This window comes from Rhodanobacter sp. KK11 (assembly GCF_033345435.1).
GTDB lineage: Bacteria > Pseudomonadota > Gammaproteobacteria > Xanthomonadales > Rhodanobacteraceae > Rhodanobacter.
The window spans coordinates 1291069-1315145 of the sequence record NZ_JAWPMI010000001.1; the positions used below are offsets into that span (position 1 = coordinate 1291069).

25 protein-coding genes are annotated in these 24077 nt (G+C 68.8%); 20 read left to right on the forward strand and 5 right to left on the reverse strand.

The genetic code is table 11. From position 1 onward, the window contains the following. Window positions 1–6: 6 nt before the first annotated feature. Window positions 7–1518 (reverse strand): helicase HerA-like domain-containing protein, encoded by a 1512-nt coding sequence (locus R5H19_RS05705; protein WP_318157981.1) that lies wholly within the window; start codon window positions 1516–1518, stop codon window positions 7–9. A gap of 117 nt (window positions 1519–1635) precedes the next feature. On the opposite strand from R5H19_RS05705, the gene R5H19_RS05710 reads away from it, so the two are divergent. Further along, entirely contained in the window at window positions 1636–3114 is a 1479-nt protein-coding gene (locus R5H19_RS05710) for a transglycosylase SLT domain-containing protein (protein ID WP_318157982.1), read from the forward strand. 23 nt (window positions 3115–3137) lie between these two features. Here R5H19_RS05710 and R5H19_RS05715 read toward each other — a convergent pair whose 3' ends face one another. Next, entirely contained in the window at window positions 3138–3575 is a 438-nt protein-coding gene (locus tag R5H19_RS05715; RefSeq protein ID WP_318157983.1) for a hypothetical protein, read from the reverse strand. 113 nt (window positions 3576–3688) lie between these two features. Next, the gene (asd, locus tag R5H19_RS05720) at window positions 3689–4537 is read right to left on the reverse strand and encodes an archaetidylserine decarboxylase (RefSeq protein WP_318157984.1); all 849 of its coding nucleotides are present in this window, start codon (window positions 4535–4537) and stop codon (window positions 3689–3691) included. A gap of 74 nt (window positions 4538–4611) precedes the next feature. On the opposite strand from asd, the gene prmB reads away from it, so the two are divergent. The 13 genes from prmB to accD all read left to right on the forward strand — a co-directional run bounded on the left by prmB (window position 4612) and on the right by accD (window position 17677). After that, entirely contained in the window at window positions 4612–5538 is a 927-nt protein-coding gene (gene prmB, locus R5H19_RS05725) for a 50S ribosomal protein L3 N(5)-glutamine methyltransferase (RefSeq protein WP_318157985.1), read from the forward strand. A 2-nt stretch (window positions 5539–5540) separates the two neighbouring features. After that, on the forward strand, window positions 5541–6086 hold the full coding sequence (locus tag R5H19_RS05730; protein ID WP_318157986.1) for a GNAT family protein: 546 nt from the start codon (window positions 5541–5543) through the stop codon (window positions 6084–6086). Between the two features lie 34 nt (window positions 6087–6120). Next, window positions 6121–7209: a chorismate synthase gene (aroC, locus tag R5H19_RS05735; RefSeq protein WP_318157987.1), complete on the forward strand. Its 1089-nt coding sequence runs from the start codon at window positions 6121–6123 to the stop codon at window positions 7207–7209. Between the two features lie 31 nt (window positions 7210–7240). Continuing rightward, the gene (locus R5H19_RS05740; protein WP_318157988.1) at window positions 7241–8233 is read left to right on the forward strand and encodes a D-glycerate dehydrogenase; all 993 of its coding nucleotides are present in this window, start codon (window positions 7241–7243) and stop codon (window positions 8231–8233) included. Window positions 8234–8276: 43 nt separating this feature from the next. Further along, a complete protein-coding gene (locus R5H19_RS05745; RefSeq protein ID WP_318157989.1) occupies window positions 8277–9308 on the forward strand; it encodes an aspartate-semialdehyde dehydrogenase in 1032 nt (343 codons plus the stop codon). 42 nt (window positions 9309–9350) lie between these two features. Continuing rightward, window positions 9351–9605, forward strand: a complete 255-nt coding sequence (locus tag R5H19_RS05750) for a hypothetical protein (protein WP_318157990.1) — start codon at window positions 9351–9353, stop codon at window positions 9603–9605. Between the two features lie 173 nt (window positions 9606–9778). After that, a complete protein-coding gene (locus R5H19_RS05755) occupies window positions 9779–12112 on the forward strand; it encodes a FimV/HubP family polar landmark protein (protein ID WP_318157991.1) in 2334 nt (777 codons plus the stop codon). 105 nt (window positions 12113–12217) lie between these two features. Further along, window positions 12218–12985, forward strand: coding sequence for a tRNA pseudouridine(38-40) synthase TruA (gene truA / locus R5H19_RS05760; RefSeq protein WP_318157992.1), 768 nt, complete (start codon window positions 12218–12220; stop codon window positions 12983–12985). Beyond that, window positions 12982–13605, forward strand: a complete 624-nt coding sequence (locus R5H19_RS05765) for a phosphoribosylanthranilate isomerase (protein WP_318157993.1) — start codon at window positions 12982–12984, stop codon at window positions 13603–13605. Before truA ends, R5H19_RS05765 begins: the two co-directional genes overlap by 4 nt. Further along, a complete protein-coding gene (locus R5H19_RS05770) occupies window positions 13602–14612 on the forward strand; it encodes a cupin-like domain-containing protein (protein ID WP_318157994.1) in 1011 nt (336 codons plus the stop codon). The genes R5H19_RS05765 and R5H19_RS05770 overlap by 4 nt, the downstream gene beginning before the upstream one ends. A gap of 135 nt (window positions 14613–14747) precedes the next feature. After that, the gene (gene trpB / locus R5H19_RS05775) at window positions 14748–15959 is read left to right on the forward strand and encodes a tryptophan synthase subunit beta (RefSeq protein WP_318157995.1); all 1212 of its coding nucleotides are present in this window, start codon (window positions 14748–14750) and stop codon (window positions 15957–15959) included. Beyond that, the gene (trpA, locus tag R5H19_RS05780) at window positions 15956–16756 is read left to right on the forward strand and encodes a tryptophan synthase subunit alpha (protein WP_318157996.1); all 801 of its coding nucleotides are present in this window, start codon (window positions 15956–15958) and stop codon (window positions 16754–16756) included. Before trpB ends, trpA begins: the two co-directional genes overlap by 4 nt. Window positions 16757–16807: 51 nt before the next feature. Then, window positions 16808–17677, forward strand: coding sequence for an acetyl-CoA carboxylase, carboxyltransferase subunit beta (accD, locus tag R5H19_RS05785; protein ID WP_318157997.1), 870 nt, complete (start codon window positions 16808–16810; stop codon window positions 17675–17677). 253 nt (window positions 17678–17930) lie between these two features. Here accD and R5H19_RS05790 read toward each other — a convergent pair whose 3' ends face one another. After that, the gene (locus R5H19_RS05790; RefSeq protein ID WP_318157998.1) at window positions 17931–18488 is read right to left on the reverse strand and encodes a phosphatase PAP2 family protein; all 558 of its coding nucleotides are present in this window, start codon (window positions 18486–18488) and stop codon (window positions 17931–17933) included. Further along, window positions 18457–19617 (reverse strand): glycosyltransferase family 1 protein, encoded by a 1161-nt coding sequence (locus tag R5H19_RS05795; RefSeq protein ID WP_318157999.1) that lies wholly within the window; start codon window positions 19615–19617, stop codon window positions 18457–18459. The genes R5H19_RS05790 and R5H19_RS05795 overlap by 32 nt, the downstream gene beginning before the upstream one ends. A gap of 114 nt (window positions 19618–19731) precedes the next feature. On the opposite strand from R5H19_RS05795, the gene R5H19_RS05800 reads away from it, so the two are divergent. From R5H19_RS05800 to R5H19_RS05825, 6 genes are all read left to right on the forward strand, one after another. Continuing rightward, window positions 19732–20169 carry a DUF4399 domain-containing protein gene (locus R5H19_RS05800; protein WP_318158000.1) on the forward strand — a complete coding sequence of 146 codons (438 nt, stop codon included), beginning with the start codon at window positions 19732–19734 and terminating at the stop codon, window positions 20167–20169. A 71-nt stretch (window positions 20170–20240) separates the two neighbouring features. Continuing rightward, the gene (gene gltX / locus R5H19_RS05805; RefSeq protein WP_318158001.1) at window positions 20241–21641 is read left to right on the forward strand and encodes a glutamate--tRNA ligase; all 1401 of its coding nucleotides are present in this window, start codon (window positions 20241–20243) and stop codon (window positions 21639–21641) included. Between the two features lie 35 nt (window positions 21642–21676). Continuing rightward, the gene (locus R5H19_RS05810; RefSeq protein ID WP_318158002.1) at window positions 21677–21949 is read left to right on the forward strand and encodes a hypothetical protein; all 273 of its coding nucleotides are present in this window, start codon (window positions 21677–21679) and stop codon (window positions 21947–21949) included. 31 nt (window positions 21950–21980) lie between these two features. Beyond that, window positions 21981–22490 (forward strand): transcriptional repressor, encoded by a 510-nt coding sequence (locus R5H19_RS05815; protein ID WP_318158003.1) that lies wholly within the window; start codon window positions 21981–21983, stop codon window positions 22488–22490. 96 nt (window positions 22491–22586) lie between these two features. Continuing rightward, entirely contained in the window at window positions 22587–23021 is a 435-nt protein-coding gene (locus R5H19_RS05820; RefSeq protein WP_318158162.1) for a MerC domain-containing protein, read from the forward strand. A 58-nt stretch (window positions 23022–23079) separates the two neighbouring features. Beyond that, window positions 23080–24018 (forward strand): cation diffusion facilitator family transporter, encoded by a 939-nt coding sequence (locus tag R5H19_RS05825; protein WP_318158005.1) that lies wholly within the window; start codon window positions 23080–23082, stop codon window positions 24016–24018. The last annotated feature ends 59 nt before the right edge of the window (window positions 24019–24077 follow it).

The window sequence follows — 24077 nt, forward strand, 5'->3', positions numbered from 1 at the left end:
GGCGTCTCAGCGCTTGCCGCCGAAGATGCCGCCCAGTACGCCGCGCAGGATCTGCCGGCCGAGCTGGCTGCCGGCGGTACGCACCATCTGCTTGCCCATCGTCTCGATCATGCCCTGGCGGCGCTTGGTGCCGAACAGCGCATCGTGCACGGCGCCGCTCCAGCCCGTGCCGGCATCCTCCTTGGCCGTGCCTTTGGCGGGAGCGTCGGCCGCCGCGGTGGCGTCGGCGGTGGCCTTGTCGCTGGCGCGCCTGGCCAGCATCTCGGCGGCCGATTCGCGGTTGAGCGGGTTGTCGTACTTGCCGCCCACCGGCGAGCGCTGGCGGATGGTGGCGCGCTCGGCGTCGGTGATCGCGCCGATGCGGCAGCACGGCGCGGTCACCAGCACCTGTTCCACCGGCGAGGGCACGCCGCCGTGGCCGAGGGTGGAGGCCAGCGCCTCGCCGACGGCCAACTGGGTGATCGCCTGGCTGACGTCGAGCTTCGGGTTCGCCACGAAGGTTTCCGCCGCCGCCTTGACCGCCTTCTGGTCGCGCGGGGTGAACGCGCGCAGCGCATGCTGGATGCGGTTGCCGAGCTGGCCGAGGATCACGCCAGGCACGTCGTCCGGATTCTGCGAGCAGAAATACACGCCGACGCCCTTGGAGCGGATCAGCCGCACCACCTGTTCCACGCGTTGCAGCAGCGCGGGCGAGGCATCGTCGAACAGCAGGTGCGCCTCGTCGAAGAAGAACACCATCTTCGGCTGCTCGAGGTCGCCCACTTCGGGCAGCTGCTCGAACAGTTCGGACAGCAGCCACAGCAGGAAGGTGGAGTACAGCCGGGGTTTCAGGATCAGCTGGTCGGCGGCGAGCACGTTGATGATGCCGCGTCCGCCCAGGTCCTGGCGCATCAGGTCGGCCAGCTCCAGTGCCGGTTCGCCGAAGAACTGGTCGGCGCCGTCGCCCTCGAGTTTCAGCAGGGCGCGCTGGATCGCCGCGATGCTGGTGGTGCTGATCAGCCCGTACTGGGTCGAGAGCGCCTTGGCGTTCTCGGCGGCGTAGCCGAGCAGCGCACGCAGGTCAGCCAGGTCGAGCAGCAGCCAGCCCTGGTCGTCGGCGGCCTTGAACACCACTTCCAGCACGCCTTCCTGGGTGTCGTTGAGCTCCAGCACGCGGCCAAGCAGGGTCGGCCCCATCTCGCTGATGGTGGCGCGCACCGGGTGGCCGAGCTTGCCGTAGATGTCCCAGAACACCACCGGGTTGGCCTGTGGTTTCCAGTCGGTGAGCTTGAGCTTGCCCAGGCGCGCCTTGAGCTTGTCGCCCGGCTCGCCGGCGGCCATCGAAAGGCCGGCCAGGTCGCCCTTGGCGTCGGCCAGGAAGCACGGCACGCCCAGTCGCGAGAAACCTTCGGCCAGCACCATCAGCGAAACGGATTTGCCGGTGCCGGTGGCGCCGGCGATCATGCCGTGGCGGTTGCCGTAATGCGGGTCGAGGCTGACGCTGGTGCTGTCGTTGCGGCCGATCAGGATCTCAGTCATGGCGTTTCGTCCGTTGCTGGTCGGGCGATTGTAGCCAAGCCGGCGTCGCTGTCGCGGCGCGTTGAGTAGAAGCCCTGCGCCCGCTATGGTGGGCGTTTTCCACGGGTGAAGTTCGTGATGCCGTCGTGTTCCGTTGTGCGTACCCTGCGTCTGGCTTCGCTGGCCGTCGCGATCAGCCTGCTTGCCGCCTGCGCCAGCACTGGCGGTGCCAGGCCGGCAACTTCGCTGGATACGCTGTACGGCGAACTCGATCAGGCCAGCAAGGGCTACGAGACCGCCCTGCAGCAGTCGCGCGAAGGCAATCAGCAGGCTTCGCAGCTCACCCTGACCCGGTCGCTGGATCGTCTGAAGGAAGCCGCGGCGCACTGTGGCACGACGCCTGGCTGCGATCCGCAGCGGTTCTTCTCGGCGTTCGACCACCTGCTGCGCCTGAAGGATGGCGATTTCGGCGGCGGCCAGGACCTGGACAGCGACGTCGACCCGGCGCAGGCGGCGCTGGTCACCGGCAGCACCGGCGCGGCCAGCCTGCCGCAGGCGCAGCGCAGCGTGACCCTGTTGCACGGACAGAAGCTGTCGCAGCTGATCGCGATGAACGGGCCGGTGAAGGCGGCGCTGGAGATGTGGCTGACCCAGTGGCGTCCGCAGCTGATGGATGCCTGGGTCAACTACCAGTACCTGCGCTACCAGATGTGGCCGGCCTACCAGAAGGCAGATCTGCCCGAGGCGCTGCTGTTCGGCATCATGGCCAAGGAATCCGGCGGCAAGGTACATGCCGTCTCGCGCTCGGGGGCGTCGGGCCCGCTGCAGTTCATGTATGCCACCGGCATGCGCTTTGGCCTGGGCAGCGACAGCGGTTTCGACCTGCGCTTCGATCCGGCGGCATCGGCGCGGGCCAATGCCGAGTACATCAACGAACAGCTGCGGATCTTCAACAACAACCTCGAACTCACCCTCGGCGCCTACAACGGCGGTGAGGGGCGCATGCGGCGAGCGGTCGGCGACGATACCTCGGTGAGCTTCTACGATCCGCGCATCTACAACCAGCTGTCGCAGGAGACTCGTGACTACGTGCCGGCGGTACTTGCCGCGGCATGGCTGTTCCAGCATCCGGACAGCTACAACCTGCGTTTCCCGAAGATCGACGGTGCGCCCGGCACGGTCACGCTGAAACGGCCGGCCTCGCTGTCGGAGCTGACTGTGTGCCTGGGTTCGGCTGGCGGCATGGGCGACGGCTGGTTCCGCACCCTGCGCAACCTCAATCCAAGGCTCGATCCCCAGGTGACCCAGCCGGTCGGCACGTCGCTGCAGTTGCCGAAGCTGCTTGAACGGGCCTATGCGTCACGCTGCGTCGATGGCCCGTGGCCGATCCTCGCCGGCGACCTGCACCATGCCGTGGTGCCGGTGCTGCCGGCGCCGGTGGCGCAGGCGCCGGCGACGAAGGGAACCAGCCGCTACAAGGTGCGCCGTGGCGATACGCTGATCAGCATCGTGCGCAAGCTGCGCTGTTCCAGCGTGCAGGAAGTTGCCGAGATGAACGGGCTGAAGCACCACCACCTCAGCATCGGGCAGAGCTTGAAGTTGCCGGTCTGTCGCTGAACCGTCGCCGCGGTGGCCGGCGATCAGGCGACCGCGCTTTCCTGCACCCAATTGCCGGTGACGTTGCCGATGTCGTGCACTTCCTTCAGCTCGCGCAGCAGCTGCATCAGCTGGCGATGCTGCGGCTGCAGGCTGGCATGCGGGGAGTTCTTGGTTTCGTGGTAGGCCACGGCCAGCCATAGCGCGATGCCACGCAGCGCCACTTCGGCGTTGTTCGAGCAGGCGCGCTCGTAGCCCGCTTCGGTGCCTTGGCCCCAGGGCAGGTAGCGCGCCTCCGGCGCGGTGCCGTACAGGTGCGGAAAATCGCTGCGCGAGGCTTGCCCGATCTCGCGCAGGGTGAGCGTGCTCAGGCGCTCGCGGCTGCGCCTGGGCAGGGCGCGCACGCTGCGCTCGATGTCACGGAATTGGCGGCCAAGTTGGCGCGCGCGCATCATCACGAGGAACGGAGTGAGTATTTGCATGGGATCCCCTCGGCGCTGGAGTTTCGCGGCGCGCGGTGCGCGTGGCGAGGCCTCGAGCGTAGCGAAGCGGCTGCGGCAATAGCGCCTAGAGCGTCACAAAATGACGCGCAACGTCAGCTTTCGGGAGCACATCCGATCCGCTGGCCCACTTTTACGGCCTGCTGCGGCTGCAGGGCGTCCAGTTCGGCCGTTCCCTCGGGCAGCAGCAGGATCACGGTGGAGCCCATGTTGAAGCGCGCCATCTCGGCAAAGCGTTCCAGCGTGACGTGCTGGCCGGCAAACGACTTGCGCCGGATCGACGGCGCGTACGGCGGGATCACCAAGCCGTCCCATACCGTGGCCACCGACGAGACCAGGATCGCACCCACCATCACCACCACGAACGGGCCGTGCTCGCCTTCGAAGTGGCAGACCAGCCGCTCGTTGCGCGCGAACAGCCGCGGGATGGCCTCCACCGCGAACGGCGCCACGCTGAAGATGCGTCCCGGCACGTGCACGGTTTCCTTCAGCGTGCCTTTCAGCGGCATGTGCACGCGGTGGTAGTCGCGCGGCGACAGGTAGACGGTGACGAAGCGGCCGTTGCGGTACGGCGCGGCGGCGGCCTCGTCGCCGCCGAGCAGTTCGGCGGCGGTGTACTCCTGTCCCTTCGCCTGGAAGATGCGTCCGTCGACGATCGTGCCGGCCTGGCTGATGCGGCCGTCGGCCGGCGAGAGCAGGGTGGCCGGATCGGCATCGGCCTGGCGTGCGCCGGCTTTGAGCTTGCGCGTGAAGAATGCATTGAAATGCTGGTAGGCCAGCGGGTCGGGCTGCACCGCCTCGGCCATATTGACGTTGTAGTTGCGCACGATGGTGGCGATCAGCCAGTTCTTCCACGGCGCAAAGGTCCAGCGCGTGGCCCAGTAGACCACTCGCGACAGCGCGCGATGCGGCAAGATGTATTGCAGGAGTACGTTGAAAGTCATCCGCCCAGTATACGGGGTGGATGCCGCTTCAGGCCTTATAATGGCCGGCCAATCCGCCGCACCCCTGGATCGCCGTGACCGCCGAGCTTGCCACCATCATCGACTTCATCCGCTACGGTGCCAGCCGCTTCTCGGCCGCCGGGCTCACCTTCGGCCACAGCCACGACAACCCGATCGACGAGGCCACCCATCTGGTGCTGGCCAGCCTGCACCTGCCGCCGGACATTCCGCCGGCGTACGGCGCCGGCCGGCTTACTGCCGAGGAGCGCGCGAACGTGCTGGCGCTGATCGAGCGCCGCGTCAGCGAACGCCTGCCGGTGGCCTACCTGGTCGGCGAGACCTGGTTCGCCGGACTGAAGTTCAAGAGCGACCGCCGCGCGCTGGTGCCGCGCTCGCCGATCGCCGAGCTGATCGAGTCGGGTTTTGCGCCGTGGCTGGACGAGCGCCACGTCGAGCGCGCGCTGGACCTGTGCACCGGCTCGGGCTGCATCGGCATCGCGATGGCCGAGTACAACCCCGAATGGCAGGTCGACATCGTCGACATCAGCGACGAGGCGCTGTCGCTGGCGCGCGAGAACATCGCGTTCCAGCACGTCGAGGGCCGCGTCGAGGCGATCCGGTCCGACCTGTTCGCCGGCGTGGCCGGACGCAAGTACGACCTGATCGTTTCCAATCCGCCGTACGTCACCGAAGACGAATACGCCGCGCTGCCGGGCGAGTACGCGCACGAACCGAAGCTCGGCCTGACTTCCGGCGCCGATGGCCTGGACCTGTGCCTGCGCCTGCTGGATGAAGCCGCCGACCATCTGACCGACGACGGCCTGCTGATCGTCGAGGTGGGCGAGAGCGAGCGCGCGCTGGCCGCGCTGTTGCCGGAGGTTCCGTTCGTGTGGGTCGAGTTCAAGGTCGGCCCGATGGGTGTGTTCGCACTGGAGCGGCGCGACCTCGTCGAGCATGCCGCGGCGATCCGCGCGGCGGCCGCCGCGCGTCGCCCGGGCTGAACGTGGAACTGGTCACGGCGCGGCTGCGGATCGACACGTTGCGCCCTGACGATGCCGCCGCGCTGTTCGCCCTGCGCAGCGATCCTGCGGTAGCGCGCTACCAGGGCTGGCGCCCGGCCGACCTCGCCGCCGCCCGCGCGTTCATTGATGTCCAGCCGCAGCCGCCCTCATACGGCTGGTTCCAGCGCGCGATCCGCCTGCGCGAGGACGGCACGCTGGTCGGCGACCTCGGCGTGAACCTGCCCGAAGCAACCGGGGATTCGGTCGAGTTCGGCATCAGCATCGCGCCGGCCCGGCAGGGCCACGGTTATGCCGGCGAGGCCGTGTGCGCGCTGTTCGATCATGTGTTCGGCGAGCTCGACCGGCACCGCGTCCACGCCTCGGTCGACCCGCGCAACGTGGCTTGCATGGCTCTGTTGCGTTCCCTCGGCATGCGCCAGGAAGCCCATCACCGCGAGAGCCTGTGGCTGCATGGCGAGTGGGTTGATGACATGATCTTCGCCCTGCTGGCGCGCGAATGGCAGGCAACCGAACGCCATCGCGGGTAAGCTGCCCCGATTACCCAATGGACGTCCAAACCCCGTGTCCAGCAATTCCTTCGGCAAACTGTTCACCGTCACCACTTTTGGTGAAAGCCATGGGCCGGCGATCGGCTGCGTGATCGACGGCTGCCCGCCGGGGCTGGCCATCGCGCCGGAGGAGTTTCGCCACGACCTCGAGCGTCGCGCCACCGGCCGCAGCCGCTACACCTCGCAGCGGCACGAGGCGGACGAGGTGGAGATCCTCTCAGGCGTGTACGAGGGCAAGACCACCGGCACGCCGATCGCGCTGCTGATCCGCAACACCGACCAGCGCAGCAAGGACTACGGCGACATCGCGTCGAGCTTCCGGCCCGGTCACGCCGACTACACCTACTGGCAGAAGTACGGCATTCGCGACCCGCGCGGCGGCGGGCGTTCCTCCGCGCGCGAGACCACCATGCGCGTGGCCGCGGCGGTGGTCGCCAAGAAATGGCTGGCCGAGCATCACGGCGTGCGCGTGCGCGGCTACCTGGCGCAGCTCGGCGAGGTCGTGCCGGACGCGTTCGACTGGAATGCGGTGGAGCAGAACCCGTTCTTCTGGCCCGATGCGGCCCAGGTGCCGGCGCTGGAGAACTACATCAACGCGCTGCGCAAGTCCGGCGATTCGGTCGGCGCGCGCGTCAACGTGGTCGCCGACGGCGTGCCGCCGGGCTGGGGCGAGCCGATCTACGGCAAGCTGGATGGCGACCTGGCCAGTGCGCTGATGTCGATCAACGCGGTCAAGGGCGTGGAGATCGGCGACGGCTTCGCCGCGGTGGCGCAGCGCGGCAGCGAGCATCGCGACGAGATGGGCATGGGCGGCTTCGCGTCCAATCACGCCGGCGGCATCCTCGGCGGCATCAGCAGCGGCCAGCCGGTGACCGCCTCGATCGCGTTGAAGCCCACTTCCAGCATCCTGATCCCCGGCCGCAGCGTGAACCTGGCCGGCGAGCCGGTCGAGGTGGTGACCAAGGGCCGCCACGATCCCTGCGTCGGCATCCGCGCCACCCCGATCGCCGAGGCGATGGTGGCGCTGGTGCTGATCGACCACGCGCTGCGCCACCGCGCCCAGTGCGGCGACGTGGGCGCGGTAGTGCCGCGCATTCCGTGACGATTCGACTGTTGCAGCCGGAGCCATGCCGATGACTGACAAGCCCCGCGTCTGGGTCTCGCGACCCACCTTCCCGGGCATCATCGCCCGGCTCGAGCCGCACTTCGAGGTGACGGTGGAGCCGGAAGAACGCAAGTTCAGTCCGTCCGAGCTGGCAGCCAGGCTGGCGACGCAGGACGCCGCGATCGTGGGCCTGAAGGACCGCATCGGTGCGACGGAAATCGCCGGTGCGCAGCGGCTGCGCATCGTCGCCAACCTCGGCGTCGGCTACGACAACCTGGACCTCGACGCATTGAGCGGGGCGGGCATCGCCGTCTCCAACACCGCCGACGTGCTCAACGAGAGCGTGGCTGACTACGCCTGGGCGCTGCTGCTCGGCGCGGCGCGACGGATGACCGCGGCCGAACGCTGGCTGCGCGCCGGGCACTGGAAGGCCACCGAGTTCAAGGCCTGGCTGGGCACCGACGTGCGTGGCCGCACCCTTGGCATCCTCGGCATGGGCCGGATCGGTCAGGCCATCGCGCACCGCGCGGTCGGCTTCGGCATGCCGGTGCTGTACCACAACCGTTCGCGGTTGCCCGAGGCGACCGAGCGCGCCTGCAACGCACGCTTCGTGGACAAGCAGCAACTGCTGCGCGAATCCGATTTCCTGGTGCTGGTGCTGCCGCTGACGCCGCAGACCCGGCACGCCATCGGCGCGCCCGAACTGGCGCTGATGAAGCCGACCGCGGTGCTGGTGAACGTGGCCCGCGGCGGCATCGTGGACGACAAGGCGTTGACGGCGGCCCTGCGCGAGCGGCGGCTGGCCGCGGCCGGGCTGGACGTGTTCGAAGGCGAGCCGGCGCTGTACCCGGGCCTGCTCGAGTTGGACAACGTGGTGCTCAGCCCGCACATTGCCAGCGCCAGCACCGAAACCCGCCGTGCGATGACCGCCCTGGCGGTGGACAATGTGCTGGCGCTGTTCGGTCACGGCCCGCATGCCGGGCGGCCGCCCACCATCCTCAATCCCAACGTGCTGGCCTGACGGCTGGCCCGCCTTCAACCCCGAGCCAAAGAAAAGAGCCTCCATGAGTCAGAAGAGCAGTTACAAGGTCGCCATGGTCGGCGCCACCGGTGCGGTCGGCGAGACCGTGCTGGCGATCCTCGCCGAGCGCGAGTTCCCGGTCAGCGAGCTGGTGCCGCTGGCGAGCGAACGGTCGGCCGGCGGTAAGATCAGCTTCGGCGGCAAGGACATCACCGTGCGGTTGCTGGATACCTACGACTTCGCCGGCGTCGACATCGCGTTCTTCTCCGCCGGCGGCTCGGTCAGCCGCGAGCATGCGCCGCGCGCGGCGGCGGCCGGCGCGGTGGTGATCGACAACACCTCGGAGTTCCGTTACCAGGACGACATCCCGCTGGTGATCAGCGAAGTCAATCCGCATGCGATCGCGCAGTACGCCAGCCGCGGCATCATCGCCAACCCCAACTGCTCGACCATGCAGATGCTGGTGGCGCTGGCGCCGATCCATCGGGCGGTGGGCATCGAGCGGATCAACGTGGCCACCTACCAGTCGGTATCCGGTGCCGGCCGCAGCGGGATGGAGGAGCTGGGCCGGGAGACCGCGGCGCTGCTGAACTTCCAAAGCGTGGAACCGGGCAAGAAATTCCCGGTCCAGATCGCGTTCAATGTGATCCCGCAGATCGACGATTTTCAGCCGAACGGCTACACCAAGGAAGAGATGAAGCTGGTATGGGAGACCCGCAAGATCCTGGAGGACGAGTCGATCCAGGTGAACCCGACCGCGGTACGCGTGCCGGTGTTTTACGGCCATTCGGAGGCGGTGCACATCGAGACTGGCGACAAGATCACCGCCGCCGAGGCCCGCGAACTGCTGCGTCAGGCGCCGGGTGTGGTGCTGGTGGACGAGCGCAAGCCGGGCGGCTATCCGACCCCGGTGGGCGAAGCGGCGGGCAACGACGCGGTGTACGTGGGGCGAATTCGCGAGGACATCTCGCACGAGCGCGGGCTGGATCTGTGGATCGTCTCGGACAACATCCGCAAGGGCGCGGCGCTGAACGCGGTGCAGATCGCCGAATTGCTGATCGAGGACTATCTCTAGATGCGTTGGATGCAACTCCTTGTAATCGCTGGACTCATGCTGATGTCGGCGGCTTGGGCCGGCGACCGGGCGAAGTCGCTGCCGACCGCGCCGGCGTCGGCAAAATCGCTGTCGGCGGCGCAGCGACAACTGGTCAGCGGCCAGGCCGAGGTGGCGCGTCTGAAGCAGGATCTCGGGCGGCAGGAATCGGACAGCAGGCGGGCCAGCGAACGGCTGCAGCGGCAGGACAAGACCATCGCCGAGTTGCAGAAACAGCTGCACGAGTTGCAGGCCAGGGCGGCCTCGGGCGCGCGCTGAGAAGTGCCGTTGCGTGAGAACGCACCGCAGCAATGCACTGCAAGTGTTCGCGGCAGCTATTGTTGATTGGCCTGCTTGTAACTAAAGTGGCACCTCGTTTGGGGCTGTGGCCGCCGTTGCGGCAACGTCATGAATAAAAAGAGTCGCGCCAGGATCGTTCGGGGGAACATGCAATGAATCGTTCGTTGAAGTTGTCGCTGCTGGTCGCGCTGGCGCTGGGCAGCAGCCAGGTCATGGCGGTGGACCTCGGCCAGATCCAGGTCAAATCGGCGTTGGGGCAGCCGCTGCTGGCCGAGATTCCGCTGCACCCCGAGAATCCGGCAGAGCTGCAGGGACTCACCGTCCAGTTGGCCTCCAGCGAAGATTTTGCGCGCGCGGGCATCGTCGGCGGACGTACCGCCATCCCGCTGCATTTCAGTGTGGCGAACGCCGGCGCCCAACCGGTCATCCGCATCACCAGCAGCACGCCAGTGGACGATCCCTTCCTCGACCTGCTGATCGAAGTGAACGGCAAGGCCGGCAAGAGCGTGCGCGAGTACGCCATCCTGCTCGACCCGCCGAATGCTGCGGTGGCCGCTGCGCCGGTGCCGAGCCAGCCGGCGCAGCGTGCCCAGGCTTCGACCACTGCACCGGCAGCGGCCCAGCCGCGCCCGGCGGCGCCTGCGCCGGTCCAGCGGCCGAGGCCGGCAACCCCGGCGGTCAGCAACGGCCAATACGGGCCGGTCGAGCGCGGTCAGACGCTGTCGAGCATCGCGCGCAGCGTGGCGCCAGCCGGCGCGGACGTGCAGCAAGTGATGCTGGCGCTGCAACAGGCCAACCCTGACGCGTTCTACCGCAACAACATCAACGCGCTGAAGAGCGGCGCTGTGCTTCGCGTGCCGACAGCGGCCGAGGCGCAGGCCATGACGATTGCCGCCGCGGCCGCCGAAGTGCGCCGGCAGAACAGCGACTGGCGCGCCGGTGTGCCGGGCAAGCCCACGGTGGTGGCCGACGCCGCCGCCCGTGCCGCCGGCTCCGCTGCGCCCGCCAGTGCGCCGGACACCGGCGATCGGCTTGCCCTGGTGCCGGCGAAGGAGAACAACGCGGGAGGCCGCCGCGGCAGCGGAGCTGGCGACAAGTCCAGCGCCAGCCTTCGCCAGGACCTCCTGCGCACGCAGGAAAGCCTGGCCAGTCTGCAGCAGCAGAGCACCGACCTGAAAAGCCGCCTGAAGGATCTGGCGGATATCAACAGCAAGAACGAGCGCTTGCTGTCGCTGAAGGACAACGAGATCGCCGAACTGCAGGCCAAGCTGGCCGCGGCGCGCAAAGCAGCCGGCATGCCGCCCGCGGCTGCCGCCAGTATCGCCAAGACTGCCGCGGCGACATCGCCGGCAGAGGCGTCGGCAGAAAAACTGGAAACCGCCACCGCCAGCACCGCCGCCAGCGTGGCGACGGCCCCGGTTGCTGCGGGTTCGACGGCGGCCGTCACGTCGAGCGGTGCTTCCGATGTGGCCCACGCGCCGGCCAGTGGCGTGTCGGTGGCGACCCCGCCCATCGCGACACCGGCGCCGGCCAAACCGGTGAGCAACCCCGCCAAGTCGCCCGCGGCCAGCAGGCCGGCTGTCGAACAGCCGTGGTACATGCAGACCTGGGCCTGGGCAGCCGGAGGCGGCGCGATCGTACTGCTGATCCTGCTGGCCATGCGGGGCCGTCGGCGCAAGCCGGGCGCCGACGCGTCGAAGGCGGCGCCGTCGCTGGCCGATCGTTTCGGCTCGACGCCCGCTGCCGGCCAGGATCTCCTGGGTGACGACGTCGACCAGGACGAATTGCTCGACCAGTTGGCCGAGCACCCCGACGACATCGGCCTGCACCTGGAGCTGGTCACCCTGTACTACTCGCGCCGTGACGTCGAGCACTTCGAGGCAGCGGCCGAGGCGATGTACGCGCATATCACCGACCCGCAGCAGGACGAGTGGCAGGACGTGCTGCACATGGGCGAGGACCTGGTGCCTGGTCACCCGCTGTTCGACCACCACGTCGAGCCGGTTGCGTCCGGGAACGCTGCCGCGCGCAGCGAGTTCGACATCGAGGACTATGCTGACGGGGGCGACGCGCCCACGGTGGTCTCCTCGATGCCGCCGCTACCGCCGAGCGGGCCCAAGCCCGTCAGCGAGTACAACTTCAACTTCGACCTGACCCCGGCGGCGGCCGAGCCGGCATCCCGTCCTTCTGCCGCAGCGGACGATGCCACCGTGGTCGCGCCGTTGGCGGCCAGCCAGCCGGCGCCGGCCGAGCCGGTGTCGAGCTGGCACTTCGACGAGGAGGACAGCGCGCACCTGGCAGACGACCCGGGCCATGACCTGGGCGAGCTCAGCGACGATCCGGTGGATACCAAGCTCGACCTGGCCCGGGCCTATATCGACATGGGCGATGCCGAAGGCGCCCGCGCCATGCTCGGCGAAGTGGTCAGGGAAGGCAGCCAGATGCAGAAGGATGTCGCCAAGCGCTTGCTCGACAGCCTGCACTGAACCGTCGGGCTGCCGTTTGCCTGACGCATCGGGCCGGCTCTTGCCGGCCCGATGCCGTTGCGGGCTGCTAATCTTTCCTCTTTCGGCGAACCATTGCACGATTTCATGCGCATTGCCCTGGGCATCGAATACGACGGCACCGACTTCAGCGGCTGGCAGCGGCTGAAGGATGAGGTCAGCGTGCAGGGAGCGCTGGAGCAGGCGTTGTCGAAGGTCGCCGACCATGCGGTCGAGGTCAGCTGCGCGGGGCGCACCGACGCCGGCGTGCACGGCCGCTGCCAGGTGGTGCACTTCGACAGCGAGGCGCGCCGCGACATGCGCAGTTGGGTGCTCGGCGCCTGTTCCAACCTGCCGTCCAGCGTGGCGGTGCTGTGGGCGCAGCCGGTGCCGGACAGTTTCCACGCACGCTACGCGGCGCGCAGCCGGCGCTACCGTTACCACCTCCTCAACCGGCCGGTACGCGCGGCGCTGGATGCACGCTACGTCACTTGGGAGCGCCTGCCGCTGGACACCGCACGCATGCACGATGCCGCCCAGGCGCTGCTGGGCGAGCACGATTTCAGCGCGTTCCGCGCCTCGTCCTGCCAGGCCACGCACCCGCGCCGCTGCGTGCTGGCGGCAGAAGTGCGGCGCGAGGGCGAACAAGTGTCCGTCGACATCGAGGCGAACGCGTTCCTGCACCACATGGTGCGCAACATCGTCGGCTCGCTGCTGCCGATCGGCCGCGGCGAGCAGCCGGTGGCGTGGCTGGGCGAATTGCTGGCCGGTCGCGACCGCCAGGTGGCCGGGCCGACGGCGCCGGCCACGGGGCTCACCTTCATCGGCCCGCGTTACGAGTCGCACTGGGGCCTGCCGCGCGAGGTGAGCCAGTGACCCGCATCAAGTGCTGCGGCATGACCCGGGTCGGCGACGCGCTGCTCGCCGCGCAACTCGGCGCCGACGCCATCGGGCTGGTGTTCACCGCGCGCAGCCGGCGGCAGGTGACGCTGGCGCAGGCGCGCGCGATCATGCTGGCACTGCCGCCGTTCGTGGCCAGCGTGGCGCTGTTCATGGACGACGAGGCGGCGCTGGTGAACCGGGTGCTCGACGAGTTGCAGCCGGCGCTGCTGCAGTTCCACGGCGACGAAAGCGACGACTGGTGCGCGCAATTCGGCCGCCCCTACCTGAAGGCGATCGCGATGGGCGAGGGGGCTGCCGCGCTGGCGCAGCTGCAGGCGTATCCGCGGGCCACCGGCCTGCTGCTGGACGGCCACGCGGCAGGCGCGGCAGGCGGCGGCGGCCGCGCCTTCGACTGGTCGCTGCTGCCGCGCGGACTGGCGCAGCCGGTGGTGGTGGCTGGCGGCCTGCATGCCGGCAACGTGGGTGACGCGGTGCGCGCCACGCGGCCGTGGGCGGTGGACGTGGCCAGCGGCGTGGAGTCGGCGCCGGGAGTCAAGGACCCGGCCCGGCTGGAAGCTTTCATTCGCGCGGTGCGCGCGGCGGACGCAGCGTGAGCGGTGCACCTGCGGCCATCGAGGAGCACGCCGGCGTTCGCCCGCCCGTGCTCGCCGAGCTGGTCGAGCGTGCCAGGCCGCTGGTGATCCGCGGTCTGTGCCGCGACTGGCCGATGGTCGGTTGGGCGCGGCAATCGGACGACGCATTCGCCCGCGGACTCGCCGCGCTCGACAACGGCAGCGAGGTCGACGCGTTGCTGATGTCCCCGGAGCAGCAGGGCGTGATCGGCTACAACGCCGCTTTCGACGGTTTCAACTACACCCATCACCGCATCTCGATCGGGCAGGGCCTGCAGCGGCTGGCGCAGTACAGTCGCCGGGGCGACGCGCCGGGCCTGGCGATCCAGAGCGCGCCGGTTGCCGGCTGCCTGCCCGGCCTGCTGGAGAACCACGCGCTGCCGTTCCTCGACCGCGCGATCCAGCCGCGCATCTGGATCGGCAACCGGGTCACCACGCCGGCGCACTTCGACGAGTACCACAACATCGCCTGCGTGGTCTGCGGCGTGCGGCGCTTCACCCTGTTCGCACCCGAGCAGGTGCGCAACCTGTACGTGGGGCCGCTGGATTTCGCACCCACCGGTGCGGCGATAAGCATCGCCCGGCTCGATCGCCCCGACGACCCGCGCTTCCCCCGCCTGAAGCTGGCGCTGGCCGAAGCGCAGGTGGCGGAGCTGCATCCCGGCGACGCCATCTACATCCCGCCGCTGTGGTGGCACCACGTCGAATCGCTGCAGCGGATCAACGCGCTGGTGAACTACTGGTGGCAGCCGGTGCGCCCGGCCGGTTACGCGGCGGACACCGTGTTGGGCTGCCTGATGCATTGTGTCCTCGCATTCCGCACGCTGCCGCCGGCGCAGCGAGGCGCATGGAGGACGCTGCTGGACCATTACGTCTTCGGCGACGGGGACCCTGTTGCGCACATCCCCGCCGGGCGGCGCGGCATCCTCGGGCCGCTGACGCCGGAGCAACTGGCCGAGGCGCGTGCTTCCATCCGCCGTTATCTGTGATCCCGTTCGGCCGGGCTTGCCGCTAAGATGGCCGCTTGCCTGTAGGAGCGCACCCTGTGCGCGATGCTTTTCTCGGAAGCCGGGCAAAAGCATCGCGCACAGGGTGCGCTCCTACCCCCTGCATCGAGTGACGACATGAGCAAGATCGTGGACTACAACGCTTACCCCGACGCGCACGGCCGCTTCGGCAACTACGGCGGCAGCTACGTCGCCGAGACCCTGATGGCGCCGCTGGCCGAACTGACCGAAGCCTACCTGCGCCTGCGCCAGGATCCCGCGTTCATCGCCGAACTGGACCGCGACCTCACGCACTACGTGGGTCGCCCCAGCCCGGTGTATTTCGCCGAGCGGCTGACCCGGCACGTGGGCGGCGCGCGCATCCTCCTGAAGCGCGAAGACTTGAATCACACCGGCGCGCACAAGATCAACAATACCGTGGGCCAGGCGCTGGTGGCGCGGCACATGGGCAAGACCCGCATCATCGCCGAGACCGGCGCCGGCCAGCACGGCGTGGCCAGCGCCACGGTAGCCGCGCGGCTGGGCCTGAAGTGCGTGGTCTACATGGGCGCCACCGACATCGAGCGGCAGAAGATCAACGTCTACCGCATGAAGCTGCTCGGCGCCGAGGTGGTGCCGGTCACTTCCGGCTCGAAGACCTTGAAGGATGCGCTGAACGAGGCGATGCGCGACTGGGTCACCAACGTGGCCGACACCTTCTACATCATCGGCACCGTGGCCGGCCCGCATCCGTATCCGATGATGGTGCGCGACTTCAACGCCATCGTGGGACGCGAGGCACGCGCGCAGATGCTGGCCGAATACGGCCGCCTGCCGGACGTGCTGACCGCCTGCGTGGGCGGCGGCTCCAACGCGATCGGCCTGTTCCACGCCTTCCTCAACGACGCCGGAGTGCGCATCGTGGGCGCCGAGGCGGCGGGCGAGGGCATCGCCACCGGCCATCACGCGGCCTCGCTTGCGGCGGGCCGCCCCGGCGTGCTGCACGGCAACCGCACCTACGTGCTGTGCGACGACGACGGCCAGATCACCGAGACGCATTCGGTCTCGGCCGGCCTCGACTATCCCGGCGTCGGCCCCGAACACGCGTTCCTCAAGGACGCCGGCCGCGCCGAGTACGTGGGCGTCACCGACGACGAGGCGCTGGCCGCGTTCCACCTGCTGGCGCGCACCGAGGGTATCCTCGCCGCGCTGGAATCCAGCCACGCGGTGGCGCAGGCGATCAAGCTGGCGCGCGAGTATCCGCAGGACGGCATCGTGCTGTGCAACCTGTCCGGCCGCGGTGACAAGGACGTGCACACGATCGCCGCACGCGAAGGAGTCGAGGTATGAGCCGCATCGACCGCCGTTTCGCCGCGCTGAAAGCCGCCGGCCGCACCGGCCTGATCCCGTTCGTCACCGCCGGCGATCCGTCGCCCGAGCACATGGTGTCGATGATGCATGCGCTGGTCGAGTCGGGCGCCGACCTGATCGAGCTGGGCGTGCCGTTCTCCGATCCGATGGCCGATGGCCCGGTGATCCAGCACGCCAGCGAGCGGGCGATCGCGAAGGGCGTGGGGCTGGCCGACGTGCTGGGCTGGGTGGCCGCCTTCCGCCAGCGCGACGCCGATACGCCGATCGTGCTGATGGGTTACTTGAACCCGGTCGAGATCCACGGCTACGCGCGCTTCGCGCAGGAGGCCGCGCAGGCCGGCGTCGACGGCGTGTTGCTGGTGGATTGCCCGCTGGAGGAAGCGGCGGTGCTGCAGCCGCTGCGCGAGGCTGGCCTGCAGCAGATCCTGCTCGCCGCGCCGACCACCGAACCCTCGCGTATGGCGCAGTTGTGCGGTGCGGCCGAAGGTTTCCTGTACTATGTCTCGTTTGCCGGCATCACCGGTGCGGCACACTTGAGCACCGGCGACATCGCCGCGCGCGTGGCCGACGTGCGGGCGCGCGCGAAGGCGCCGGTGGCGGTCGGTTTCGGCATCCGCGATGCGGCGAGTGCGCAGGCGATCGCCGCTTTCGCCGATGCGGTGGTGATCGGCAGCGCGCTGGTGGAGCGGCTGGCCGGGGCGACGGACGCGAAGGACATCGCCCGGCGCACGCAGGCGTTTCTGGCGCCGATTCGCGCCGCGCTGGATGCACATTGAGAGTACGCACCGCCGGATGGCGGCGCGCTCGCGAACAGTCAGGGTGATGCAATGAATTGGCTGCAGAAAATCATGAACCCGCGCACCCGCCCGCACGCTTCGAACGGCGGCAAGGGCTCGGTGCCCGAGGGCGTGTGGGAGAAGTGCGGCGGTTGCGGCACGGTGCTGTACAAGCCGGAGCTGGAGCGCAACCTGATGGTCTGCCCCAAGTGCGGCCATCACCACTACATCGGCGCGCGGGTGCGGCTCGATGCACTGCTCGACGACGGTTCGGCGCAGGAACTGTGGGCCGGCCTGGAGCCGACTGATCCATTGAAGTTCCGCGACTCCAAGAAATACCGTGACCGCATCGCCGCCACCCAGAAGAAGATCGGCGAGAAGGACGCGATGGTCGCGATGAGCGGCCGACTCAAGGGGCGCCCGCTGATGGCGACGGCGTTCGAGTTCGCCTACATGGGTGGCTCGATGGGTTCGGTGGTCGGCGAGAAGTTCGCCCGTGCCGCCGAGCGCGCGCTGGCCGATCGGAGCGCGCTGGTGTGCTTCTCCGCCACCGGCGGCGCACGCATGCAGGAGGCGCTGTTCTCGCTGATGCAGATGGCCAAGACCTCCGCCGCGCTGGCGCGCCTGCGCGACGCCGGCGTGCCGTACATCAGCGTGCTGACCAACCCGACTACCGGCGGCGTCTCCGCCAGCCTGGCGATGCTCGGCGACATCAACATCGGCGAGCCGAAGGCGCTGATCGGCTTCGCCGGACCGCGGGTGATCGAGCAGACCGTGCGCGAGACGCTGCCGGAAGGCTTCCAGCGTTCGGAATTCCTGCTCGACCATGGCGCCATCGACCTGATCGTCGACCGCCGCGAGATGCGCGACAAGCTGGCCGACCTGCTCGGCCTGCTGCAGAAGGCGCCGCGCGCGGCGTGATGCCGGCCCGATCGTCGTTTCCGGCACGCGGGTTTTCCACCGCAGGAGTGGAAACGGTGTGGCCAAGCCTGTGGAAAAGGACGCTCCGCGGCTTGCCGCTCAGTCACTTGCCTCACTTTGGCGGGCTTTTGCGCGGCGGCGCGAAGTTCTCCACAGCCGTTGTGGAAGGTACGCGGCACAGCCTGTGGACAAGTGAGCTATGTGCCTGAGCGCAAAGGCCCAGCCGACGGCGTGCGCAGAATCTGCCCAGTGGCTACATGCTCGCCAGCCACAATGAAGCGCTGCCGAGCACGCCACCGATCGCGATGGCTGCCAGCACGTCGCTGGGATAGTGCAGTCCGAGGATCACCCGAGAGGCGGCGACCAGCGCGGTGAAAACCAGCAGCAGCGGCGCCAGTGCCGGGTACCAGGCCAGCGCCACGATGCTGAAGCCCACTGCCTGCAGCGTGTGACCGGACGGAAAGCTGAACTCGTCCAGCGGTGGCACGTGCGCGATCACGCCGGGGCAGGCGCGGTAGGGCCGCGGGCGACGCGTCCAGCGCTTCAGCAGGCGGTACAGCAGCAAAGCGGCCAGTCCGGTGACCGCCATGTGTGCGGCGGCGGCGATGCCGCGCTGGCCGCCGAGCACGGCGAGCGCGACCATCAGTGCGTACCAGAACACGCCGTCGCCGAGCCGGCTGATCATGCCGAAGAACAGGCCCACCATGCGCCGGGCGCCCCAGTGGTTGGCGATCACGCAGACGCGGCGGTCCAGCGCGAAACGCGGCCCGGGCAGAAGCTCAGACGTGGGCTGCGACGGTGGCGTGTTCATGCAGGTTCTCCTGGGCCATTTCGCGCAGCAGGTTCTCGAAATCGCGGATCACCGCGTCCGGCGAAAGCCCGGCCATGCCGGCGTGGGCGGCGCGGCCCATGTGCCGGATCAGCGCCGGGTTACCGGCCAGTTTCGCCACCGCCTCGATGAAGGCCGCGGCGTTGCCCGACGCGATGCAGTAGCCGTTGACGCCGTCGGCGAGATGCTCGCGCGCGGCGCCTTCGGCGTACGCCACCACCGGCAGGCCGGCGGCCAGCGCCTCGATGATCACGTTGCCGAAGGTCTCGCTGAGGCTGGGGAACGGGAACAGGTCGGCGCTGGCGTAGTGCCGCGCCAGTGCCTCGCCGCGCTGGACGCCGGCGAAGATGAAATCCGGATGTGCGGCTTGCAGCGCGGCGCGGGCCGGGCCGTCGCCGACCCAGACGTAGCGTGCCTGCGGCACCTGTTGGCGGATCGCGCGAAAGGCCTGTACCGCGAGGTCGAGGTTCTTCTCCGGCGCGATGCGCCCGACGTAAAGCGCCACCGGCGTGGCGGCGTCCACGCCCCAGCTGGCGCGCAGGGCTTCGTCGCGCCGGTTCGGGTGGAACAATTGCGTGTCCACCGCGCGGCGCAGCAGGCGTGCATTGGTGATCCCCATGCAGTGCAACTCCCGTGCAAGCGCGTCGGTCGGCACCAGCGTGGCGGCGGCGCGTTGGTGGAAGCGGCGCAGGTAGCCGCGCACCAGCGGTGTGAGCAGGCCCAGACCATAGTGGCTGGCATAGCTGTCGAAGCGGGTATGGAAGCCGCTGCTGAGCGGTATGCCCAGCTCCCTGGCGATACGCGTGGCCGACCAGCCGAGCGGCCCCTCGGTGGCGACGTAGACGGCATCGGGACGATGCTGCGACCAGCGTCGGCGCAGCGCGCGGCCGGCCGGCAGGCCGAAGCGCAGGCCTGGATAGCGGGGCAGGGCACCGCCGCGCAGTTCGAGCACGTCGATGCCGGATTCGTCGCTGTGCGGCTGCGGCTGGCGCGGGCGGATCAGGTCGATGCAGTGACCGCGGGCAGCGAGCCCGGCGGCAAGGCTGTGCACGGTCAGCGCGACGCCGTTGATTTCCGGTGGATAGGTTTCGCTGACGATGCCGATGCGCATGACGAGGTCCAGGCGGGCTGGACGCAGCTTCGCGCCGCGGCATTGCGCTGGCGTGGCCAGCGCATGACGCTGCGCTTACACTCGGGCGTTCTACCAACACACGGAGACCTTTCGATGAAACGCATCATGCTTGCCTTGGCCCTGGCCGGATTGAGTGGTGCCGCGCTGGCCGCCGAGGCCCCCTCCGGCCTGCCGGTCACGCCGGCTCCTGCCGGTGCCGAGGTCTACATCATTGCGCCCGCCGACGGTGCCACCGTGGGGCAGGAAGTCACCGTGCGCTTCGGTCTCAAGGGCATGGGCGTGGCGCCGGCCGGGGTGGTCAGGGAACATACCGGTCACCACCACTTGCTGGTCGACGTGAAGGAGCTGCCCGCCGCCGGTCAGCCGATCCCGAACGACGCCAACCACCTCCACTTCGGTGGCGGCCAGACCGAAACCACCTTGAAGCTGAAGCCGGGCACGCACACCCTGCAGCTGGAACTGGGCGACCAGAACCACGTGCCGTTCGAGCCGGCCGTGGTGTCGAAGAAGATCACCATCCATGTGAAGTGACCGCGGCGGCGGGGGCGGACGACGGATCGGTTAAAATCGGCGGTTCCAGCCCTCAGTCCGCCGATATCCCGATGACCGTCCGCACCCGTTTCGCCCCCAGTCCCACCGGCTTCCTGCACATCGGCGGCGCGCGCACCGCGCTGTATTGCTGGCTGGAGGCGCGTCGCCGCGGCGGCCAGTTCATCCTGCGCATCGAGGACACCGACCGCGAGCGCTCCACCGACGAGGCGGTGCAGGCGATCCTCGACGCCATGCACTGGCTCGACCTCGACGCCGACGAGGGTCCGTTCTACCAGACCCAGCGGCTGGCGCGGTACAAGCAGGTCGCCGACGAGCTGGTCGCCGCCGGCAAGGCCTACTACGCCTACGAGAGCAAGGAAGAGATCGAGGCGATGCGCGAGGCAGCCATGAAGGCGGGCGAAAAGCCGCGCTACAACGGCTATTACCGCGACCGCAACGAGGCGTACCGCGACGACCCGAACCGGGTGATCCGCTTCCGCAACCCCGTCGAAGGCTCGGTGGTGTTCGAGGACAAGGTGAAGGGCCGCATCGAGATCGCCAACAGCGAGCTGGACGACCTGGTGATCTTCCGCTCCGACGGCTGGCCCACCTACAACTTCGCGGTGGTGGTCGACGACATCGACATGGGCATCACCGAGGTGATCCGCGGCGACGACCACGTCAACAACACGCCGCGGCAGATCAACATCTACCGTGCGCTGGGCGCGCCGGTGCCGGAGTTCGCGCATCTGCCGATGATCCTCGACAAGGAGGGCAAGAAGCTGTCCAAGCGCACCAACTCGGTCAGCGTGATGGAGTACCGCGCCGACGGCTTCCTGCCGCACGCGCTGCTCAACTACCTGGTGCGGCTGGGCTGGTCGCACGGCGACCAGGAGATCTTCTCGCGCGCGGAGATGATCGCGCTGTTCGACATCGCCGACGTCAACAAGGCCGCCTCGCGCTTCGACACCGAGAAGCTGGCCTGGCTCAACCAGCACTACCTGAAGACCGACGAGCCGCAGTCGATCGCTGCCGAGTTCGAGTGGCACCTGCGGCGCGCCGGCATCGACTTCAGCCATGGCCCGGCGCCGGTCGACGTGATCATGGCGCTGCGCGATCGCGTGCACACGCTGAAGGAAATGGCCGAGCGCGCGAAGATCTGGTACGGCCCGATCACCGAGTGGGACGACAAGGCGGTCGCCAAGCACCTCAGGAACGACAGCGCGCCGGCCGTGCTCGAGGCGGCGAAGGTCCTGCTCGCCGAGGTCGAGTGGCAGCCCGCGCCGATCCACCAGGTGATCGAGCAGATCGCCGCGCGGCTGGCACTGGGCATGGGCAAGGTCGCCCAGCCGCTGCGGGTGGCGATGACCGGCACCCAGGTCTCGCCGTCGATCGAGCACACCATCTACCTGGCCGGCCGCGCCGAGGCGCTCAGGCGCATCGACGCCGCGATCGCCATGGCGCAGGGGTGAGCCTGCGGCCATGCCGCTGACGCGCTGAAGCCGGCATGGACGAGCTGCTGGCCAGGGCCACCCACGGCGTCGATCCCGATGCGCCGGGCGCGTTCTGGCAGATCTTTTTCAACCTGTTGAATATGCTGCCGTGGGCGGCCATGTTCTGGTGGAGTCTGCTGTTCGTCGCGGTGGGCGCGCTGCTCGGCTGGTGGCGCGGTCGCCTGTTCGAAGGCATGGTGTGGGCGTGGCTGCTGGGGCCGATCGGCTGGATCGTGATCCTGTCGCGGCCCCGGCCTGCGCCGCGGCCGCCGCCGTTGCCGCGCTGAGCCTCGCCCGCCGGCGCCGCGACCGCAGTGTATGATCCGGTACGAGGTGAAACGCTTGAGCCACGATGTTGCCCACAACCCGCATTCGAGCCATCCGCATCATCATGATGCGAGGGGGTTCGTGCGTGCCGTGGAGCGTGCCAGCGTGGAACGCGGCTTGCGCCTGACGCCGCTGCGCAAGGAAGTGCTGGAACTGGTCGCGGCCGCGCACAAGCCGGTCAAGGCCTACGACCTGCTCGACCAGCTGCGCGAGAAGCACGGCAACGCGGCGCCGCCGACGGTCTATCGTGCACTCGACTTCCTGCTCGAAAACGGCTTCATCCACAAACTGGAGTCGATCAACGCATTCGTTTCCTGCCATCACCCGGCCGAGGCGCACCAGGTGCCGTTCCTGATCTGCGATACCTGCTCCAGCGCCCAGGAGGTCTGCGACGAGCGGGTAGCCGAGCTGATCGAGGCGCAGGCGAAGGCGTTCGGCTTCCGCCCGCAGGCGCAGACGCTGGAAGTCCATGGCACTTGCCGGCATTGCCGCAGGGATTGAGCCGCAGCGGCCGGGTATGGCATCCGCCAATGTTATAAAGTAACATATCTTTCGCCGGATATTGAGCCGCCATGTCTGGCGGCGCCGGGCATGACGATGGATTCCGAGCAGACGAACAAATCCCGCTGGTGGCATGCCGCCGATCGCGTCGGCGCGATGGCGTCCTTCCTGTGCGCGATCCACTGCGCACTGCTGCCTTTCGTGATCGCATTGCTGCCGCTGCTGGGCCTGGGGTTCCTGGCCGACCATCGCTTCGAGCGCGCTTTCGTGCTGTGCGCCTGCGTGCTGGCTTCGTTCGTCCTGATCCGCGGTTATCGCCGGCATCAGCGTGCCTTGCCGCTGCGGCTGGCCATGCCCGGGCTGGCCCTGCTGCTGCTTGGCATCGTCTACATCGACGGCTCCGTGTCGATCGTGCACAGCGTGCTGGTGACCAGCGGCGGCCTGCTGCTGGCCAGTGCGCATTTCGCCAACCTGCGGCTGGACAGCCGCAGCGACGGCACGCACGTGCACGGCCCGCAGTGCGCGCACTGAACTGCGGTGGATCCGCTGGTGATTGTGTAACGGCGGCGGCCATTCCTAGCATGCACGCATGAACACCACCCACCGGCACGACCACGACCACGCGCACGTCCATGGTGCTGCACCCGACGGGCGCAGCCGCAAGTTGTTGTTTGCGTTCGTGCTGACCACCGTGATGATGGTGGTCGAAGTGATCGGCGGCGCCTGGTCCGGCTCGCTGGCCCTGCTGGCGGACGCCGGACACATGATGGTCGATGCGCTGGCCCTGCTGCTGGCGGTGGTCGGCGCGCGCATGGCAGCCAGGCCGGCCGATGCACGGCGCAGCTACGGCTATGGCCGGATGGAGGTGCTGGCCGGGTTCGTCAATGCGCTGGGCCAGTTCGTGCTGGTCGGCTGGATCGTCTACGAGGCCGTAACGCGGCTGCTGCACCCCGGGGAGATCCTGTCCGGCATGATGCTGGCCGTGGCGGTGGTGGGACTTCTGGTGAATGCGCTGGTACTGCGCACTCTGCACGGGCATGCGCACGACGACGTCAACCTGGCCGGTGCCAGCCTGCATGTGCTCGGCGACCTGCTCGGTTCGCTGGCGGCGGTGCTGGCAGCGCTGGCGATCCGCTGGTTCGGCTGGCTATGGGCCGACCCGGCGCTCTCGCTGCTGGTGTCGCTGCTGATTCTGGGCAGTGCGTGGCGGCTGCTGCGCAGGTCTGCGCACATCCTGCTCGAAGGCGTGCCCGAAGGCATCGACACCGGTGCGGTGGAAACCTTGTTGCGCACGGCGGCGCCGGGCATCTGCGACATTCACCACCTGCACGTGTGGCAGCTGGCCTCGGGGTCGCGCATGGCCACCGTGCACGCCGAGCTTGATGAGCACGCCGATGGCGCGCAAGTCCTGCAGGCGATCAAGCGGATGCTGCTGGAGCGTTTCGGCATCCAGCATGTGACCGTGCAGGTCGACCCCGGCAAGTGCCTCGATGCCGGTGGGAAATGCGCTGGGCACGGGCCGCGCTGATTGTCCCGTCCGGCTTCGAACGCTGCTATGATGCATACCCGTTCACCCAATAAATCAAG